The sequence below is a fragment of the Clostridia bacterium genome (assembly GCA_035561135.1).
Lineage (GTDB): Bacteria > Acidobacteriota > Terriglobia > Terriglobales > Acidobacteriaceae > DATMYA01.
Genome location: DATMYA010000008.1, coordinates 276,331 through 295,488, shown reverse-complemented (window position 1 = coordinate 295,488; position 19,158 = coordinate 276,331). Strand labels below are relative to the sequence as shown.

The 19,158-nt window shown below is 58.6% G+C and carries 19 protein-coding genes; 12 read left to right on the top strand and 7 right to left on the bottom strand.

Annotated elements, in window-relative coordinates:
* Positions 1-32: 32 nt before the first annotated feature.
* On the bottom strand, positions 33-1,499 hold the full coding sequence (thiC, locus tag VN622_01490) for a phosphomethylpyrimidine synthase ThiC (GenBank protein HWR34526.1): 1,467 nt from the start codon (positions 1,497-1,499) through the stop codon (positions 33-35).
* A 179-nt stretch (positions 1,500-1,678) separates the two neighbouring features.
* On the opposite strand from thiC, the gene VN622_01485 reads away from it, so the two are divergent.
* From VN622_01485 to VN622_01465, 5 genes are read left to right on the top strand one after another with little or no spacing between them, the layout of a single operon-like run.
* Positions 1,679-2,146 (top strand): cytochrome c maturation protein CcmE, encoded by a 468-nt coding sequence (locus VN622_01485; GenBank protein HWR34525.1) that lies wholly within the window; start codon positions 1,679-1,681, stop codon positions 2,144-2,146.
* Positions 2,143-2,877 carry an ABC transporter ATP-binding protein gene (locus VN622_01480; protein HWR34524.1) on the top strand — a complete coding sequence of 245 codons (735 nt, stop codon included), beginning with the start codon at positions 2,143-2,145 and terminating at the stop codon, positions 2,875-2,877. The genes VN622_01485 and VN622_01480 overlap by 4 nt, the downstream gene beginning before the upstream one ends.
* Complete coding sequence (locus VN622_01475) at positions 2,874-3,590, top strand: heme exporter protein CcmB (protein ID HWR34523.1); 717 nt, start codon at positions 2,874-2,876, stop codon at positions 3,588-3,590. Before VN622_01480 ends, VN622_01475 begins: the two co-directional genes overlap by 4 nt.
* A gap of 43 nt (positions 3,591-3,633) precedes the next feature.
* Positions 3,634-4,332, top strand: coding sequence for a cytochrome c biogenesis protein CcsA (ccsA, locus tag VN622_01470; GenBank protein ID HWR34522.1), 699 nt, complete (start codon positions 3,634-3,636; stop codon positions 4,330-4,332).
* A complete protein-coding gene (locus tag VN622_01465) occupies positions 4,329-4,448 on the top strand; it encodes a CcmD family protein (GenBank protein HWR34521.1) in 120 nt (39 codons plus the stop codon). Before ccsA ends, VN622_01465 begins: the two co-directional genes overlap by 4 nt.
* Positions 4,449-4,579: 131 nt before the next feature.
* Here VN622_01465 and VN622_01460 read toward each other — a convergent pair whose 3' ends face one another.
* From VN622_01460 to VN622_01445, 4 genes are all read right to left on the bottom strand, one after another.
* Entirely contained in the window at positions 4,580-5,065 is a 486-nt protein-coding gene (locus VN622_01460) for a hypothetical protein (protein HWR34520.1), read from the bottom strand.
* Between the two features lie 160 nt (positions 5,066-5,225).
* Entirely contained in the window at positions 5,226-6,449 is a 1,224-nt protein-coding gene (locus tag VN622_01455; protein ID HWR34519.1) for an ABC transporter permease, read from the bottom strand.
* Between the two features lie 72 nt (positions 6,450-6,521).
* Positions 6,522-7,310, bottom strand: coding sequence for an ABC transporter ATP-binding protein (locus VN622_01450; protein HWR34518.1), 789 nt, complete (start codon positions 7,308-7,310; stop codon positions 6,522-6,524).
* A 120-nt stretch (positions 7,311-7,430) separates the two neighbouring features.
* A complete protein-coding gene (locus VN622_01445; protein ID HWR34517.1) occupies positions 7,431-8,897 on the bottom strand; it encodes an efflux RND transporter periplasmic adaptor subunit in 1,467 nt (488 codons plus the stop codon).
* A gap of 379 nt (positions 8,898-9,276) precedes the next feature.
* On the opposite strand from VN622_01445, the gene modA reads away from it, so the two are divergent.
* The 4 genes from modA to VN622_01425 all read left to right on the top strand — a co-directional run bounded on the left by modA (position 9,277) and on the right by VN622_01425 (position 13,171).
* A complete protein-coding gene (gene modA / locus VN622_01440) occupies positions 9,277-10,026 on the top strand; it encodes a molybdate ABC transporter substrate-binding protein (protein HWR34516.1) in 750 nt (249 codons plus the stop codon).
* Between the two features lie 121 nt (positions 10,027-10,147).
* Positions 10,148-10,828, top strand: a complete 681-nt coding sequence (gene modB, locus VN622_01435; protein ID HWR34515.1) for a molybdate ABC transporter permease subunit — start codon at positions 10,148-10,150, stop codon at positions 10,826-10,828.
* Positions 10,807-12,060 (top strand): ATP-binding cassette domain-containing protein, encoded by a 1,254-nt coding sequence (locus VN622_01430; protein HWR34514.1) that lies wholly within the window; start codon positions 10,807-10,809, stop codon positions 12,058-12,060. The genes modB and VN622_01430 overlap by 22 nt, the downstream gene beginning before the upstream one ends.
* Before the next feature lie 262 nt (positions 12,061-12,322).
* On the top strand, positions 12,323-13,171 hold the full coding sequence (locus tag VN622_01425) for a transporter (protein HWR34513.1): 849 nt from the start codon (positions 12,323-12,325) through the stop codon (positions 13,169-13,171).
* A gap of 240 nt (positions 13,172-13,411) precedes the next feature.
* Here VN622_01425 and VN622_01420 read toward each other — a convergent pair whose 3' ends face one another.
* A complete protein-coding gene (locus VN622_01420; protein HWR34512.1) occupies positions 13,412-14,494 on the bottom strand; it encodes a UDP-N-acetylmuramate dehydrogenase in 1,083 nt (360 codons plus the stop codon).
* A gap of 131 nt (positions 14,495-14,625) precedes the next feature.
* Here VN622_01420 and VN622_01415 point away from each other — a divergent pair, with 131 nt between their 5' ends.
* From VN622_01415 to VN622_01405, 3 genes are all read left to right on the top strand, one after another.
* On the top strand, positions 14,626-15,075 hold the full coding sequence (locus VN622_01415; GenBank protein ID HWR34511.1) for a hypothetical protein: 450 nt from the start codon (positions 14,626-14,628) through the stop codon (positions 15,073-15,075).
* Positions 15,076-15,254: 179 nt separating this feature from the next.
* Positions 15,255-16,055, top strand: coding sequence for an SDR family oxidoreductase (locus VN622_01410; GenBank protein ID HWR34510.1), 801 nt, complete (start codon positions 15,255-15,257; stop codon positions 16,053-16,055).
* 318 nt (positions 16,056-16,373) lie between these two features.
* Positions 16,374-17,654: a DEAD/DEAH box helicase gene (locus tag VN622_01405; GenBank protein ID HWR34509.1), complete on the top strand. Its 1,281-nt coding sequence runs from the start codon at positions 16,374-16,376 to the stop codon at positions 17,652-17,654.
* A gap of 221 nt (positions 17,655-17,875) precedes the next feature.
* Here the strand turns inward: VN622_01405 and VN622_01400 are convergent, their stop codons facing one another.
* Positions 17,876-19,144, bottom strand: coding sequence for a DUF763 domain-containing protein (locus VN622_01400; protein HWR34508.1), 1,269 nt, complete (start codon positions 19,142-19,144; stop codon positions 17,876-17,878).
* Positions 19,145-19,158: the final 14 nt, after the last annotated feature.

Below are 19,158 nucleotides of genomic sequence, written 5' to 3'. Positions count from 1 at the left end.
TTTGCCAACGTTCTTGAAGACGAACGTTCGGCTTACTTGAGGTGAACCAACTTTTCTACCTTCTCTACCAGGCCCGAGTAGTCCGTCTTCTCAAGCCCGTGTACCTGCTTGTTGTACTCATCGACCTTGGAGGAGTAATTCATCGAGCAGAATTTCGGGCCGCACATCGAGCAGAACGCAGCTTCCTTATAAAACTTATCGGGCAGCGTTTCATCGTGCATCGAGCGCGCCGTTTCGGGATCAAGCGACAGCTCGAACTGCTTCTCCCAGTCGAAAACGTAACGTGCGTGGCTGATGGCGTTGTCGCGCTCCTGCACGCCGGGACGATGCCGCGCCAGGTCCGCCGCGTGTGCGGCAATCTTGTACGCGATGATGCCGTCCTTTACGTCCTTGTCGTTCGGAAGGCCGAGGTGCTCCTTCGGTGTCACGTAGCAGAGCATCGCTGCGCCGTACCAGCCAATCATGGCCGCGCCTATGGCCGATGTAATGTGGTCATACCCCGGAGCGATATCCGTGACCAGCGGTCCAAGTGTGTAGAACGGCGCGCCATCGCACCATTCCACTTCCTTGTCCACTTGTTCCTTGATCTTATCGATTGGAACGTGGCCCGGACCTTCGATCATCACCTGCACGTCGCGCTTCCACGCGCTCTTTGTCAACTCGCCCAGCGTCTTCAACTCGGCATACTGCGCTTCATCACTAGCGTCGGCTATGCAGCCTGGACGCAAGCCGTCGCCGAGCGAGTACGAGACGTCGTACTTCGCCATGATCTTCGTGAAGTCGTCAAAGCGATCGTAGAGGAAGTTCTGCTTGTGATGGTGTGCCATCCACTGCGCCAGGATTGCGCCGCCACGGCTCACGATGCCTGTTATGCGCCGCGCCACCAACGGCAGGTGCTGGACCAGCAACCCCGCGTGGATGGTCATGTAATCTACGCCCTGTGCCGCCTGCTCCTCCACGACTTCGAGCATGATGTCGGCCGTCAGGTCTTCGATGCGCTTCACTCTCGAAACCGCTTCGTAGATAGGGACGGTGCCAATCGGAACCGGGGAGTGGTGCAGGATTTCTTCGCGGATGGAGTGAATGTCGCCGCCAGTCGAGAGGTCCATGACCGTGTCCGCACCGTAGTGGACGGACGTATGCAGCTTCTTCAGTTCTTCGTCAACATTCGAGCTGACGGCAGAGTTGCCGATATTTGCGTTGATCTTGCAAAGCGAGGCCACGCCGATGCACATCGGCTCCAGTTCGGGATGGTTCACGTTTGCGGGAATAATCATGCGGCCGGCAGCGACTTCACTGCGTACCAGCTCGGGCGTGATCTGCTCGCGCTCGGCGATGTACAACATCTCCTCTGTGACCAGGCCTTTTCGCGCAAAGTGCATCTGCGACATATTGGTGTCGCCGGTGCGCGCGGCTTCCTCACGTCGACGTGCGATCCACTCTGCCCGTGGCTGTGGCACGGCGCTGTCCTTCCCGTTCGTTCCGTTACTTCCAGTCATAGCTATTTGCGACCTCTCGGGTACGTTGGAAACGACAATTATACCCCTCGGTGTACCCGCCATTTCTGGGTTCCGCGCTTGACCCTTCGCCCGCGGTCGGCGTAGTCTGAGCCCAACGGGGTGGTTTCAAATCTAAAATCGTGCGTCCTGAACGCATTAGAGAGCATCTTCTTTCTTGTATGTCTGCGCAGAGGAAAAAGTACGTGCAGTTCGGCGTCGCTATCGGCATCGTCGTCCTCTCTCTTGGCTATCTCGCTTTCACCGGCGCGCAGGAGAGCAAAAGTTATTACGTCACGATCAAAGAACTCCAGGGCATGGACGGCAGCGTGTACAGCAAACGCTTGCGCGTCGCCGGAAATGTGCAGCCTGGCTCCATAAAACGCCAGGGCACGCGCGTTGAGTTCTCGTTGAACGAAGAAGGGCGACTGCTTTCAGTCATCTATAACGGAACCGAAGCTCCGCCTGACACTTTCAAAGACGAATCGCAGGCGTTGGCCGAGGGTACTTACGGGCGTGATGGCGTCTTCCATGCCAAGAAGCTTCAGGCCAAGTGCGCCTCGAAGTATGCTCCGCAACAGCAGTCGCAACCCGGCGCGCCTGCCAGCGAAAAGGCGCAGGCCGCACCGGCAGCTGCACTCGGAAAGTGATATCAACGCAAATCCCGGAATCCGTAACCGCCGGTACTCAACCGGCTGTCTCTATTTCAGATCTCGTGCGGCACTTCGGACGGTTCGCAGCGTTGCGCGGCATCACCGCAGACTTCGCCCCCGGCCGCCTCTACGTAATCCTGGGAGATAACGGGGCTGGCAAGAGTACGCTCCTGCGCACCCTGACAGGTTTACTCAAGCCCACGCGTGGCACGGTTCGCGTGCTCGGCACTACCGACCTGCAATCCATCGCTCCACGATTCGGCTATATGGGCCACGCTCCGCTCGTCTATGACGAACTGGACGCCCTCGAGAATTTGCGCTACTTTGCCGGACTGTATGGCCTTGACGATGACGCGCGTTGTGCCGAGGCAATCAGTCGCGTCGGACTCGATCCTACGCTGAAGCGCCGCGTCGGACAGTATTCCCAAGGCATGCGCCAGCGTGTCTCGCTCGCTCGCGCTGTTATCCACGATCCGGAATTGCTTCTGCTCGACGAGCCTTTCTCCAACGTGGATGTGAATTCCGCGCGCGCCATGGCTGCCTTGCTCGGCTCCATGCGCGATTGCGGAAAGACTATCCTCGTCGTCACGCATCAGGCGGCGCTAATGGAGCCCGTCGCCGACGAAGCTGTGCTCATGGCCGGCGGTCGCATTGTCGAGCGCCTTCACGGAATCCCGGCACACCTGCTTACTCCGTACGGGCAGATGCAAAACCAGGTGCAACGATGAGCCGCACCGCCGCCATTGCCGGGCCCACGATCGCCAGCCCCGGACTATTCCGCGTTCTGCGCAACTCGCTCGTCAAAGACCTTCGCCTTGAGTGGCGCTCGAAAGACGCCATCAACTCAATGCTGTTTTTCGCGTTGCTTGTCGTCGTTATTTTCAGCTTTGCCTTCGAACCCACGGCGGAGGAATCGCGTCGCGTCGCTGGCGGGCTCATCTGGGTATCGTTCCTCTTCGCCGCGGTCGTCGCGCTTAACCAGACGTGGGCACGTGAGCTACGCAACCAGGTGCTGGACGCCTACCGCGTCTCGCCCGCTCCGCCGGTTTCACTATTCCTTTCCAAGGCAATTGCGAATTTCATCTTCGTCTGCGTGCTCGAGGCGGTGATGACGCCGCTCTTCGTCGTCTTCTACGACCTTCGCGCCATCGGGCCTATCTACCAGTTGGCCGTCATCGGTCTCCTCGGCACGTGGGCGCTCGTGGTCAATGGAACGTTTTTCGCCGCGATTTCGATTCGGACTCGCAGCCGCGAGATCATGCTTCCGCTGATCTTGTTTCCTGTTTCGATTCCCGCGCTCATCGCCATGGTCGATGGCACGCGCATGATCCTTACGGGCGAAGCGTCACCGCAGTTCTGGATACAGTTGCTAGCTGTTTACGATGTGGTTTTTACGACGGTATGTATTTTTCTCTTTGAAACCGTACTGAACGCCGAGTGATGCTGCACCTACGTGCAACCTTCACGCTGGACTTGAGAAACTCATGAAACCTGGATTTCTGATCTTCGCTCTCGTGACGTTTGGCTTGCTCTCGTACGGTCTCTACGCCGGAATGGTCGGCGCGCCGACGGAGCAGACCATGGGCAATGTGCAGAGGATCTTCTACTATCACGTGCCATCGGCGTGGGTGGCGTTCCTTTGCTTTTTCGCGAACTTCCTCGCGTCTATTTGGTATCTGGTTCAGCGCAGTCAACGCGCAGACGCTGTTGCTCTCTCGACAGCGGAAGTTGGTGTCGTTTTCTGCACGGTGGTCCTCATCACAGGTCCCCTGTGGGCGAAGCCTGTGTGGGGCATCTGGTGGACGTGGGACGCGCGCCTTACAAGCACGCTCGTGCTCTGGCTTATCTACGTCAGCTATCTCGTGCTTCGCCGTTTTGCCGCCGGAGCCCAGACGCAGGTACTCGCAGCGGCGCTCGCGATCTTTGGTTTTGTTGACGTGCCGATCGTGTATCTCTCCATTCGCTACTTCCGCACGCAGCATCCGCAGCCTGTGATCGGCGGTGGAGAGGGTTCCGGCATTCACCCAGCCATGCTCAGTGCATTGCTATGGAACTTCGCCGCATTCTCGGCGCTTGCGATCATGCTGATTTGGGTTCGATATCGCCTTCAGATAATGGAACAGCAGGTGGAAGAAGCGCACGCAGAGCGTGCATTGCTTGACCCGGAGGCACATACGAAATGAATTTTCTCTATTCCGCTTACGTCGTGACCTGGGTCATTCACATCGCATATCTGCTCTACCTCGGACGCCGCTTCGCACATGTGCGTGAAGAAGCGCGTGAACTAGACAATCGATAACTACTGTCAGTGAAAGAATCGCGGAGTGAAAAAATCGTGCGTTCTGCGACAAGTAGGGCGGGGATAGCGCGCTCGTTCACGAATGAGCCTACTGGCTGGCCTGGCGGCCAGCCTTCTATCGTGTTTGAGACCTATTCCACGACCATCGAATCGCCCGTATTGTGCTCGGTGATCTGAAACTTCATGAAGTCGTGAATGGCCTGCTTCGCCTGGGCGTTGATGGAAAACATGCGCAACACGGCGCCTGTGTCGGTCTGGCGAGATTCAAACGTGATTTCTTTTCTCAGCTTCTTCAGTATCGGCACGCCATCTGGAACTTTTCCGTGAACCTGGATGGGCGTATCGAAGTTGCCTTTCTCGAATGCCTTCGCTTGCATCTCGAGATGTTGCTGGATCGCTTTCACGGTCGCAGCGTCATTCGGGTCCTTGGCGGAGATTTCCACGGCCCCGCCATTCTTAAGCAGGTAGAAGTGATGCGTCGCCTTCTCCTGGCTGAATCCCATAGGCTCCTTGCCCTGTTTCGATTCGGCTTGCGCTGGGGTAATGGAGGCGGATGCAATCAGAACGGCGAAGAGGGAGAGAGCAAGCAGGAACGTAGTGACCTTCGATATTTTCATGGCTCACCTCCTGGGATGAGCATCGGAAACAGTGCAAACATTTCCAAGTGGCATAAGGTAGCTGGAATGGCCGCGAAGTGCAAGCCCTGAGCGTCACAGCAATTATCTGGCAAGAAAAAACGGCGGCATCATCGCCGCCGCTCTTGGGAATTTGCAACTGTTACTCGTAGCGAAGCGCCTCGATCGGGTCCAGGCGCGCAGCTTTCCTGGCGGGATAGAAGCCGAAGAAAACGCCTACGGCCATTGAGAACACGACCGCCGTGCCGATCGCGATTGGCGAAACCTGCACTGCCCAACCGAGCAGGTTCGTAATGGCAAACGAGGTTCCGACTCCAAGCAAGATACCGATCGCGCCTCCCATCAAACTCAGCACCACGGCCTCAATCAGGAACTGCCGCTGCACGTCCGCCTCGGTCGCGCCAATCGCCATCCGAATACCGATTTCGCGCGTACGCTCCGTCACGCTCACCAGCATGATATTCATGATGCCGATCCCGCCCACGAGCAGCGACACGCTTGCGATCGAACCCAGCAGGTAGGTGAACACGGCGCTCGATTGGTCCTGCAACTCAGCAAAGTCAGCCATATTGCGAACAAAAAAATCGTCGTCCTGAGCGGGACGAATACGATGGCGATCCCTCAGCAGCGCCTCAACCTGCGACTGCGCCGCATAGCTTGCCTCACGAGATATTGCCGAGAGCATGATGCCCTGTAGCCAGGTGTCACCCGTTAGTTTCTTTTGCAGGGTCGTGATCGGGAGAATTGCCGTATCGTCCTGATCGCCACCCATGCCGCCTGCCGAGTAGCCCCTCACGCTCAGCACGCCCACCACCTTGAATGGCAAGCTGCGCACCCGGATCGTCTTGCCGATCGGGTCCGTGTCGCCAAACAAATTCTTGCGTACCGTATCGCCGATGATGATGACGTTCGCCGCGGTTTCCACATCGCCTGTGGTGAAAACGGAGCCTTTTTGTATAGGCCACGAGCGCACTTCGAAATAGGCAGGCGTGGTTCCTGTGACACGCGTCGACCAGTTCTGGTTTTCGAACACGATCTGCACGCTTGTACCGCTGCTCGGAGCCGCAGCCTTGATCGTGGGGACTTCGCGCATAATCGCGTCCAGGTCGCCCTGTACCAGAGTCTTGGTGCCGCCAAATCCGGTTCTTTGTCCGCTGCGGTTCACCGAACCGGAGCCGACGAACAAAATGTTCGAGCCCATGGCCGCAATCTGGTCCTGTACTTGTTGGCGCGCCCCCTGGCCCACGCCAACCATGGCAATCACCGCGCCGACGCCAATGATGATGCCCAGCATCGTCAGGCTGGAGCGCATCTTATTGCGAGCCAGCGCCCGTAGCGCAATCCGTAAAATCGAAATTAAGTCCATAGTAAGTTGTCAGTTCCCTGTGCCGATCGCGTGTCGCGAATATGGGCCATGCGCGTGTAGGAATGATTCTCTTCAGTCTTCGTCAACAGTGGGCATCGTTCGCAATACTTCGCTGGCCAGTGGACGATCCTTCACAAACTCGTCGCGCTTGATCTTGCCGTCTCGGAAGAAAATGTTCCGCTTCGCAAACTGTGCGATGTCATGCTCGTGCGTCACCAGTACGATCGTCAATCCCTCGGCGTTGAGCGTCTGGAAGATATCCATAATCTCCACAGACGTTCGGCTGTCCAGGTTCCCAGTCGGCTCATCGGCCAGCAGTATGGCGGGTCTGTTCACCAGCGCCCGCGCGATGGCCACTCGCTGTTGCTGTCCGCCGGAAAGTTGGGAAGGGAAGTGATCCACTCGCTCTCCCAGGCCTACCAGTTCAAGCGCTTGTTTTCCACGCTTGTCGCGTTCAGCCTTGTCGATGCGCGCGTACAGCGTCGGCAGTTCGACGTTTTCCAGCGCGGTCGTGCGCGAAAGGAGGTTGAAGCCTTGGAACACGAACCCAATTTTGCGGTTCCGTATCAGTGCGAGGTCTTTCTTCGTCAGTCCTGAGACATCCGTGTCTTCGAGGAAATATTGTCCGCTGGTTGGCTTGTCCAGGCAGCCAAGAATATTCATGAAAGTCGATTTTCCGCTGCCGCTCGCGCCCATGATTGCGACGAACTCGCCTCGGTTGATATCGACCGTCACTCCGCGAAGCGCATGAACACGCGTTTCCCCTAGTTCGTAGTACTTGTGCACGTCCAGAACCTGTAGTACCGGCTTCGACGCCGTGCTAAGTGAGTCTTCCTGTCGTTCTCTTGTGAGCAGATCCATTGAAGTCCCGGCTGGTGCTGTAATTGCTAATGCTGTGATGAAATGTTGCTGCGTCCGAACCCTGTCTCCCTGATTCCCGGGGAGGGCTCGGACGCTCGATGCAACCGGCTTCCGCCTCGCTTACCTCATGCGCGGCCCGCCTGCGCCGCCACCCATGCCAGGCCGCGGAGTTGCGCCGCCGCCGACCGCACGGTTTGCCGAAGCTGCGCCAATCACCAGTTCGTCGCCTTCTTTCAGGTCGCCCTTCAGTACCTCGGCCACTTCCGTCATGGTGTGGTCCGTAATGCCGACCCGCACCTGAACCGGTTCAAGCGATTTATCCTGCCGCAGTTTCCAAACCAGCGCCATTTCCGGCTTTACCTGTCGCGGCCCTTGTACTTCAGGAGTTGTGGCGTCTGCCTGGTCGGCGTTCTCGGCTGCCGCGCGTTTCCTCGCGCCAAACTGCGCCGTGGCGCCATTCTCTCCCGTTGCAGTACCGCCCGGGCGCGTACCGTTGCCGGCCGATGCACTCGTAGCTCCGTTGCGCTGCCCACGTCCGCCCTGGTCCATGCCGTACTTCGCCATCACAGCCTTGAGTTCATCTGGACTCATGTCGGGACGATAGCGCAAAGCGCCATTCGGAATCTTCAGCGCGTCCTCCGCTTCTGATACCGGGATGGTCACATAGGCTGTCATACCCGGAAACAGCTTCATCTCGGGATTGGCAAATTCCACAACCGTGTCATAGGTCACGACGTTCTGCACGGTTGTCGCGTTCATGCGTACCTGCACCACTTCACCCGTGAAAACGTCTTTAGGGAAAGCATCGACCTTAAAAGTTACCTTCTGCCCCGGGCGGATCATGCCAACGTCACTCTCGTCCGTTTTGGCATAGACCTGCATCTTCGTAAGGTCCTGCGCGATCGTGAAAAGAGTGGGTGCCTGCATGGAGGCGGCAACCGTCTGGCCAACGTCCACATTGCGGTTCACCACCGTGCCGTCAATGGGAGCGGTGATGATCGTGTTGTTCACGTTGGTTTGGGCCACCTGCACTGCCGCCCCGCGCTGCTTGATTTGGGCCGAGGCCTGTGTTACCTGGGCCTGCGAGGCATTCACCTGCGCTGCCGCGGCATCGTAGTTCGACTGCGCCAGGTCGAGCTGCTGTTGGCTCATGACGCCTTCTTTGGTCAGCCGCTCCGTGCGTTCCAAGTCCTGTTTCGCCTGGAGCGCCGTGGCTTTCGATTTTTCCAGGTTGGCACGCGCAACGGCCAGATTAGCCTTTGCGTTTTCCATGTCGGCCTGGGCCTGGTTCAGATTGCCTTCAAAGATAGAGGGATCGATGCGGGCAATGACCTGCCCTTTTTTCACGCGCGAATTAAAATCGGCAAATAGCTTCGAAACATTGCCCGAAACCTGTGAGCCGACCTGTACGGTCGTCACGGCATTGATCGTACCCGTAGCTTCTACTACTGCGCGCAAGTCGCCGCGCTCGGCTTTGCCCGTGAAGTATTGCGTTTTCTCTTTGCCGCGCAGCGTGAAAGCCGCTACTCCGGCCACGACCAGTACCAAAACAATCAGGATAAACCACTTGTGTGTAAGAACTTTCAATCCGCTGCCCCTTCGCCTTGCAAACTTTCAGATCCAGGAATCTTTTCCGGTTCGGCGCCCCACGCAGGTTTTCCGCCTTTGCACGGAGTTGAACAATTTTCGCAACCCACCCCAGTATGTATTCTTGCATAGCTACTAACTGCTTAAACACGAACAATTAGAGCTTGTTCCGAAATACAATGAATTCATGACGTGCGACGGCCGTGAAATGGATTTTCGACCAACTGATTGGACTCACGTCTCAAGCCAAGGTAAGCAAAGACTTACAGTTTTTCGCGCAACGTGTTCCGGCTGGGGCTGTGCGTCCCTTCTGGCGCGAATTCCGCGTCCGGCAAGACTTCTGCGAGAATGTCGATTCTCCAGGACTGTTGCTGCCGTCGTGCTCGCAGCCGCTCTGTTGTGCCACAGCCCCGCCGCAGTTGCCGATCAACTCACTGTGGCCGCGGCCAGCGACCTTACTTACGCGCTAAAGGATCTCTCGGCCGTTTTCCAGGCGAAAACCGGACATACCGTTAAGCCTTCACTTGGGTCTTCCGGCAGTCTTTTTGCACAGATATCGAATGGCGCTCCCTACGACGTGTTCCTGTCAGCCGACGCCGATTTCCCGAGCCGGCTTATCTCTAGCGGGCTGGCCGACGCTCCAACAAAGATTACTTATGCTCGCGGCGTCCTCGTACTCTGGATTCCTTCCAAGCGGAGCCCGCTGGACGCTCGACTGCTGCTCTCTCCCAGCATACGTAAAATCGCGGTTGCCAACCCGCAGCACGCGCCTTATGGGCGTGCAGCCGTCGCGGCTCTCCGGAAGCTCGGCATTTATGACCAAGTCGCGCCCAAGCTCGTGTACGGAGAAAACGTGTCGCAAGCGGCACAATTCGTGGATTCCGGCAGCGCTCAGGCTGGTCTTATTGCGGCGTCGTTGCTTTTCAGTTCTCGAAAGGCCGACGGACACTGGTCGCCACTTCCGGCCAACTCCTACCCGCAGTTTGATCAAGTCGGTGTCGTTCTCAAGAACGCACCGCACCAGCAAGTCGCTCGCGCCTTTCTTCAGTTCCTGAGCACAGAGGAAGCTCGCGCCATTTTCGCCCGCCACGGGTTTATTCGCCGAGCTTCTGAGCTGCTCAGCCACTAGGTCACTGAGCACTGGGCCAATGCTGCTGCGTGGCCGTGCAGCACCAGCGTTTCCCACCAACAACTCCCATCCCTCGACAACTGCATATGCCGAAGCCCCAATCTTGCGCTACTCTCTTGCCATGGACTTCCAGCCATTGTGGCTCACGTTGCGACTGGCGACCATTGTCTCTGCGGTGCTGCTTGCGCTCGGAGTGCCCATCGCATATTGGATCGCGTTCACCCGGCGACGGTGGAAGTTTCTGATCGAAGCCGTTGTCGCGTTGCCAATCGTGCTTCCGCCAACTGTGCTCGGGTTCTACCTCCTGGTTGCACTCGGCCCGAACAGCCCCTTAGGTCGCCTTTATCAAGACTGGACAGGTCACACCCTGGTTTTCACTTTCCGGGGACTCGTCATAGGTTCCATCTGCTACAGCTTGCCATTCGCGGTTCAACCGATTGCGGCTTCATTTGCCGGTGTCGATCGCAAGCTGCTCGCCGCCTCGGCTACGCTCGGAGCGTCGCGCCTGCGTACCTTCTGGCGCATTGTGCTTCCGTTGTCGCTGCCGGGACTGCTCACAGGCTTTGCACTCAGCTTTGCGCATACTCTTGGCGAGTTCGGCGTCGTGCTCATGATTGGCGGTAACATACCTGGAGCCACGCAGACCGTTTCCATCGCCATTTACGATCGAGTGCAGGCGCTCGACTACGTGGGCGCAAATCAGATGGCGCTGCTGCTGCTCGCTATCTCATTCGTGCTTCTTTGCTTTGTGTACGGATTCAACCGGCGTGCCTGGGCGGCATGGCCTTTCGCCAGACGATGATCGCGCGCAACCAACTTGACCGTCGAACCATGCTCGCCCCAGGCGCTGCGGAGCCGTCACCGGCGAACACGCTCTACGCCTGCATCGACAAACGGTTCGACAGCGGATTCTCAGTCGGTGCCGAGTTCATCCTGCGCCCCGGCATCACGGTTCTGTTTGGTGCGTCCGGCTCTGGTAAGACGACAATTCTCGACAGCCTCGCCGGACTCTGCACTCCCGACGCGGGGCGCATCACCGTCAACGATCGCGTGCTGTTTGATCGCGAAACCCGTACCCGCGCGCACGTCGACGTGCGTCCAGAGCATCGCCTTGTCGGTTACCTGTTCCAGTCCCTAGCGTTGTTTCCGCATTTGACTGCCGCCGAGAACATCGCGTACGGACTCGCCGGCCTCCCGCGAGACGAGCGTCAACACCGAACCAGCGGAATCCTGCAATCCTTCAGGATAGGGCATTGCGCCTCGCGTCGTCCGGCGCAGATTTCCGGCGGCGAGCGCCAGCGCGTCGCACTCGCGCGAGCGCTGGTAACGGACCCTCGCTACTTGCTGTTGGACGAACCGCTTAGCGGGCTCGATGCCCCGACCAAGAACTCCATCATCGACGACCTGCGCCGATGGAACCGCGACCACCGCATTCCAATCCTGTATGTAACGCACGATCGGCAGGAGGTCTATTCCCTCGCCGAGCGCGTGATCGTGCTCGACCAGGGCCGCGTTCTCTCCGAGGGAGTTGCGCACGAAGTTCTCGAAGCGCCGGTTCACGAAACTATCGCGCAACTCGTCGGCTTCGAAAACGTCTTCGATTGCATCGTGCAGGGGCTCAACGACGAACAGGGAAGCATGACGTGCAGGCTGCTGCCGCACCTCGGCGATGCGGCATCGGCGCTGGCAACGGTCTTTGCACCCGAGGGCACCTCTGCTCCTGTGCTTCTGGAGGTCCCACTCGTGCGCTCAGAAGCCGGCCAACGCCTTCGCGTCGGCGTACGCGCCGGAGACATCCTGCTCGCTACTCGCAAGCCTGAATCCATCAGCGCTCGCAACCTCCTGGCTGGAGATGTCCGTACTCTGACTCGCCGAGACTTCGTCATAACGGCCACCATCGCCTGCGCCGCCGATCCCGCCGTCGTCTTCGACGTGCATCTCACGCCCGCTGCCGTCAACTCACTTCACCTCGAGCCGGGTACTCCCGTGTGGCTTGTAATAAAAACGCATTCCTGCCACCTGCTACGCAAGTGAAAGCGCAATAACCGGAGCACACGCCGTGCTCCCAGTATGGCGAGCAAATCTCCCAACCGAGCCCGCATCGATTGATGTGTATCGCCCTCTGTTGCCGATACGTGCAGACGTGAACAACTCGCCGCAAAGGCGCGGATCCGAAGTTGTTGTGAACGCGCATCATGTGACCAGTGTCACGGACTCGGGTTTGCGAGTCCGCCTAGGATTGAGCCGTCCTGAAAATGATTTTCATGTTCATAAAACCCCCGGCACGAGGCCATTCATGAGATCCGTCGCCCGATTCCTTTTCGCCGCGTTCGCGCTATCCCTGGCAGTAGGGCAATTAGCCGGCCAGCAATCCGAACCGGCCGACCCCGCTCCCATTCAGGACAACAGCTTCCTGATTGAGGAGGCTTACAACCAGGAGCCCGGTGTCATACAGCACATCAGCTTCTTTACCCGCAGCTTTGATACCAAGGAGTGGGTCTACAATTTCACGGAAGAGTGGCCCGTTACCGGGCAGAAGCACCAGTTCAGTTTTACTCTTTCCGCCACACGCACTGGCTTTGCCGGTGCGGGCGCCGGAATCGGCGACACGGCCATTAACTATCGCTATCAACTCCTAGGGAGCGGAGACACGCGCGTCGCCATTTCTCCGCGTGTCAGCGCACTGCTGCCGAGTGGCGACGTGCGCCTTGGCCGCGGCTACGGCGGAGCCGGAGTGCAGGTCAACCTTCCGGTCAGCATTGCGTTGAACCGCAAGCTTGTGACGCACCTCAATGCTGGCGCAACCTGGGTGCCGCGTGCGCGCAACGAACTGCGCGAGACTGCCTCTGTCAACGGCTACAACCTTGGCCAGTCGTTCATCTGGCTGGCACGCCAGAACTTCAATGTCATGCTCGAGACTGTGTGGACAGGGAGCGAGTCTGTGGTTGCAAGCGACAAGACGCAGCGCGCACACGACCTGCTCATCAGTCCCGGCGTGCGTTGGGCACATAACTTCAGAAGTGGCCTTCAGATCGTTCCGGGCCTCGCCGTTCCCATCGGTGCCGGCCCAAGCGCGGGCGATACCGGAATCATTTTGTACCTGAGCTTCGAGCATCCACTAGCAATTTTCGGCGGACGCAAGTAGCGGGCAGGAGGGCAACAATTCTATAGGGCGACGTTGCTAAAGAAGCCACAAGGAGGCTGCTGAGCTGCTAAGTCGCTGAGCGGCTGAGCAGGTCAGCAGCCGAGCGCCGCCAGGCGACCACTACGAACCCGTCATCCTTGAGCGAAGCGAAGGATCTGCTTTGGTCGCTGCCGAAGCAAAGCAGATCGGTCAGCAGCAAAGCAATTAGGGGTATTCGGGAGCACGCTTCTAGAGCGATACTCAGTCACTCGTGGCCAAGGTCAGGGGCTGCCGTTCTGGTTGCACTCCCACGAAAACTGGCTCCGGTTGCAGTTCGATGCCGAATTTCTCGCGCACCCTCTGCTGCACCAGTTCCTTGAGGGCGAGCACGTCGGCGGCATTCGCTCCGCCACGGTTCACGATCGCCAACGTGTGCCTGCGCGAGATGCCGACGCGTCCGAGAGTAAATCCTTTTTGTATTCCTGACTGCTCGACCAGCCATGCGGCTGGAACTTTCACATGCATATCGCCCGCAGAATACTTCGGAACGGTCAATCCGCGGCGCTTCGCTTCTGCCGCGATTCGCTCGTAGTGCGACACGTCAATAACAGGATTTTTGAAGAATGAGCCAGCGCTGCGCGCGTCATCGTCGCCTTCGACGACCAGCATCGCCTTCTGATACCGGATGGCGCGGACCGCTTCGCGTGTTTCAGCAAGCGTTGGTCGCTCTTGTCCCGCAAAATGTTTCTTGAGATCGGCATACTCGACCTTCGGGCGGCCGTTCTCGGCGAGCGAGAATGTCACCCGCGTGATAATGAAGCGTCCCCGGTCGACGGTATTGAATCGGCTCGTGCGATAAGCGAAGCCACACTCCGAGTTGGTGAACTCGTGTACGCTGCCATCGCGCGCTTCAATGGCGCGTACTCGGATGATCGTCTCGGAAACGTCCTGCCCATAGGCACCGACGTTCTGCACCGGAGTGCCGCCAACCGTTCCAGGGATTCCGCTCAGACATTCAATTCCTGCGCAATTCTCAGCGACGGCGAGGGCGACGAGAGTGTCCCAGTCTTCGCCGGCTCCGGCCTCAAACAGTGTTCGACCGTCTTCCGTTCGGACATTGATACCGGCGATCTCAATCTTGAGTACGAGCCCGGGCCAGCCTTCATCGCCGACCACCAGGTTGCTGCCGCCTCCGAGCACGAACAGGGGCGGGCCTTCTTCGCGCGCGAACTCCAGAGCCGAGTGAATGTCGCTTTCTGTGCGGGCAGCGGCAAAGTAGCGGGCTGGTCCGCCAACGCCGAGCGTCGTCAGTGGTCCGAGTGCGACCTGCTCTTGAATCTCCATCAATCCAAGTGTAAACGACGCAAGTGCAAACGGCCGAGAAGCTGCGGCCACCTCTTTACCCGGTCGAAGAAGTGCCAGTTCGGGCCAAACGCAGCAGGAGCGCAGCAACCGTGCCGCGCTCCTGGTCCCACATGCAACAACTGTGTTGCACCTTACTGTGCGCTGCGGATGCGCTGGCGATCACGGTGAAGTTCGCGGAGATCGTGGCGAACTTCACGGCGGTTGCCGCGGAGGTCTCTGCGGTCGTGTCTCATGTCACGACGGTCGGCGCGAACGTCACGCACGTCTTTCCGAAAGTCTCTCCTGTCGGAGCGGATTTCGCGACGGTCGCCTGCGATTTCGCGTCTCTCGCGCGCTGCGCCGAACGCATCGCCGCTCCGGATTTCATGGCGGAGTTCGCGCTGGTCCCGACGAAGTTCGCGGCGGTCGCCTCGCAACTCGCGCCTGTCGGAACGAACGTCACGCCGGTCGCCTCGAAGTTCGCGTCTGTCCTGCCGCAGGTCCTGAAGATCGCTGCCGGTTGGGGCGGATACTGTCGTTTGTGCCATAGCGACCGACGCGATACTAAGTGCTGTCGCTAACAGAAAGCCGAGCGTGATCCAAATCCGTTTCATCGATTTCCTCCGCCGAACCTTCGAACCTTGTTTTCTGATTCCTGCACCTCAAAACCCAAGGTTTAGAAAAAGGTTGCGCAACGAAGTTTGCGCGCCTTCCATTTGCGTTCGTGCTTGGCAGCACCTTCGCGCTATAACTGTGTGCCATGACGAACGCATCTTCCGCACGCACGGTCCTGATCACCGGAGCCTCCACCGGAATCGGGTATGAACTGGCTCGGCTATTCGCTGCCGACAAGCGGCAGGATTGGGAACTCGTACTCCTTGCGCGTCGCGCTCCCAGGATGAAGGACGTGGCGGATCGCCTCGCGAGCGAGTTTGGCGTTAGAACTCATGCGCTCTCAATTGACTTATCAGAGGCTCACGGGCCGCATGAGGCCTGGAACCAGGTGCGCCAACTCGGACTCAAACTCGATTGCCTGGTCAACAACGCAGGTTTCGGAACAAGTGGTCCATTCGCTTCGCTCGAGATGAAAGAGCAGCTCGCGCTCATTCAGTTGAACGTGACGTCGCTCGTGCACCTAACGAAGCTGTTCTTGCAGCAGATCGTCGCGCGCAAGGGACGCGTGCTGAACGTGGCCTCGACGGCTGCGTTTCAACCGGGGCCGAACATGGCGGTTTATTACGCAAGCAAGGCTTTCGTACTGTCTTTCTCCGAGGCGATTGCGGAAGAGATGCGTGGTGCTGGTGTGAGGGTCTCGACCCTATGTCCGGGCCCGACACTGACGGAGTTCCAGCGCCGTGCGCAGATGTCTGAATCGGCGTTGTTCAAGGGGCCGTTCACTATGGACGCGCCGACTGTAGCTCGCGCTGGCTTTGAGGGGCTGATGCGGGGTAAGCGGCTGATCATTCCAGGCTGGCAGAACAAGCTGATGATTCAATCCGAACGTTTAGCGCCCCGAAATTTGGTTATGAAGATCTCGGCGGCGGTGACGAAAAAGCTCTGATTGCAACCGCTGTTTCCTTGCGATCGGCTTGAGGATCATGTGGCGCAGCATACTGTTTGCACTATCCTGCTGATTCCAAGGACTGTGCGAGCCGTCCCGTGACATCGGGTGTGCTACACTAGCTCCACGCTTAATACCACGGTTGTGTGTGGTGCGGTTCTTACGGTGCAGTACTGATCTGAGAATATCCCGCCTTTAGTACCCGTTGTCTTTCGAGCGTACATCCAGATTCAAGTGAACTGGCGATGCACGTCATGGTGCTCAGGGAAATTCCTGTGTATCTGCGAGGCGTTTGTCCGCCAGGCAGAAAGTAGCATCATGATTAAGTTTACAGAGCTGCCCATCTCGTCCTATTTACAGGGACGGTTAGCGGCCGCTCAATTTGTTACCGCGACTCCGGTTCAAGCCGCCTCCATTCCCGAAGCTCTCAACGGCAAAGATGTTCTGGCTACCGCCGCAACAGGTACAGGCAAAACACTTGCCTACCTGCTGCCCATGATGGAGCAGGCGCTGAACCAAGGCAGCAAGGGAATCGCAGGGCTGGTGCTTGTCCCCACGCGCGAATTGGCTATGCAGGTTGTAGACGCGTATAACGCTTTGCGCGGACCCAAGCTGCCGCCCGCGGTAGTCGTTGTTGGCGGCCTGAATGAACGGCCGCAGCTTAAAAGCCTCCGCACCGCAAGGCTGGTCGTTGCCACTCCCGGACGATTGGAAGACTTTATCGGCCGCCGCCTGATCAATCTCGCCATGCTTCGCATCCTCATCCTCGATGAAGCGGATCGCATGCTCGACATGGGATTCGTGCAGGCGATTCGCCGCATTGTTGCTGTCCTGCCAAAAGAGCGCCAGACGATGTGCTTCTCCGCGACGCTTGAGGCGTCCGTGGTGAACCTGATCAACGGTTGCATGCGCAATCCTGTTCGCGTCGCGCTGGGTTCTACGTTGAAGCCGGCGGAAAATGTTCGCGTGCAGGCCTTCGAAGTGCACGCCGATAAGAAGAAAGAAGCTTTGCACCAGATCCTCGCTGCCGAATCCGGCCGCTGTCTTGTCTTCGCGCGCACCAAGCGCGGGACGGAGCGACTCGCGAAAGGCCTGATCAACGACGGCTTCGCGGCCGCAATGATCCACGGAGACCGCTCGCAGATGCAACGGACTGCGGCGCTCGCCGGCTTCCAGCAAGGACGCTATCAGGTACTGGTCGCCACCGACGTTGCTTCCCGCGGCATTCACGTGCAGGACATCGCACACGTCATCAACTATGACCTTCCGCAAGTTGCGGAAGACTTCGTGCATCGGGTCGGCAGAACGGCGCGCGCCGGCGGCTCCGGTTTGGCATCCACGTTGTACTCCAGAGAAGATGCGCAGGAATTGCGCCGGTTGGAACGCACGTTGGGAATGCGCATGGAACGCAAGGTTCTCGTTGGCGGTCGCATCGAAACAGAGCGAGCGAGTTCGCGTGACAACAGTGAATACAGCAGGGGCCCTCGTCCAGCGCCTTCGCGGAACGCGAGGCCCGCAAGCGGTTCCAGGTCTGCATCCAGTTCGCGATCGAGAGGAATTCGCTTACCCGGCGAAGTGCTTCAGAGACATCCCGCGTAAGAGATCACGCGGAAAAGTTACAAGCCTCGCGATGGCGACATCGCGAGGCTTTTTCTTTTCTAGAGGCGTGTCTCATCCTGAGGCTGCGCCCGTTTTGGCGCGGCCGAAGGAACTGTTTTGTTCCAGCAGCGGCACAAAGCAGATCCTTCGCTTCGCTCAGGATGACTCCTGTAGTTGTTCAAAGTAGTCAGTACGACTTCAATACTGGCGATGCCAGTTTTCTATTCGGCCCCAGGCCTAAATAGCGGCAACTGCTTCGCGCCGGCCTTCGACTCGCGCTTCGCCGCAGTCGAGATTGTCTTGTTCGCGGGATGTTTCCCGGCAGGCTTGTCGAAGACGCTACGTCCATCGAGTGATGGCGAGATGCGGCGCTCATGCGCCACTGTGGCAGCAAAGTCTGCCTCTGGCGCGCCGCTCCGCTCAATTGCGCGCACAAAACGATCAAGACGGCTGAAGCCATCTATCTTGTCCGTGTCACCCAACTTTGCGCCGTCGAGCGCACTGCGGAGCACGGAAAGCGATTTGTCGTAGGTCTTCAGCGGCACGGGGAAGGGATGGCGGTCCTTGCCGCCGAGCGCGAATGAAAATCGCGCAGGGTCAGAGAAACGGCTCGGTGCTCCGTGTACGACCTCAGCAATCAGCGCGAGCGACTGTAGCGTTCGCGGGCCAAGGTTCTCCAGCAGCACTAAGGACGCGAAGTCGCGAAACTCACGTTCATAAGCAACAGCCAGAACGGCGCCGAGACGCTTCACGTCGATGTTCTCGGCGCGAACATCGTGATGCCTGGGCATGACGAGCGTGCGAATGCCGCGAAGCGTAGCTTCCGGATGCTCACGCACAACTGCCAGCATCGCTTGCTGAGCCGGTTTCGCGTGGCTGTCCACCAGGTTCATGATCGTACCCTGATGTTCTCCGACGATGCCGGAGTGTGGCTCGGACGTGAAATCCCGTACTGACGCCGAGTGCCAATGGTAGCGACGTGCCAACCCGCTGCCATCGTCCATCCCTTGCTGAACGATCGTCCACTCACCCGAATTTGTGAGAATGAAGCTATGAAGATAGAGCTGGAAGCCGTCGGCGATCGCGTTGTTGTCGATCTTCGCAGTGAGCCGGCTGGTTCTGACAAGCGCGTCAGCGTCCAGACTTGTTCGCTCGGCAACGTCGCGCAGCTCCTCGGGAGTTTTACGCGACTGATTGCCGCGTCCGCCACAAATGTAGATTCCCAGTTCCTGTGAACGAGGATTGACTCCGCGCTTGAGCGCGCCCAAAACTGACGTCGTGATTCCCGACGAGTGCCAGTCCATCCCCATCACGGAGCCAAGCGCCTGGAACCAGAGCGGATCGCTGAGCCGTGAGAGCAGCGCGGAAGTCCCGTAGTGGTGGACGACGCTCTCCACGATCGCAGTCCCGAGCGTAGTCATGCGCTCGGCCAGCCATGCAGGCACACGACCGCCATGCAATGGCAGGTCCGCAATTCCGGAGCGTTTCATCGTCGCTCTTTATC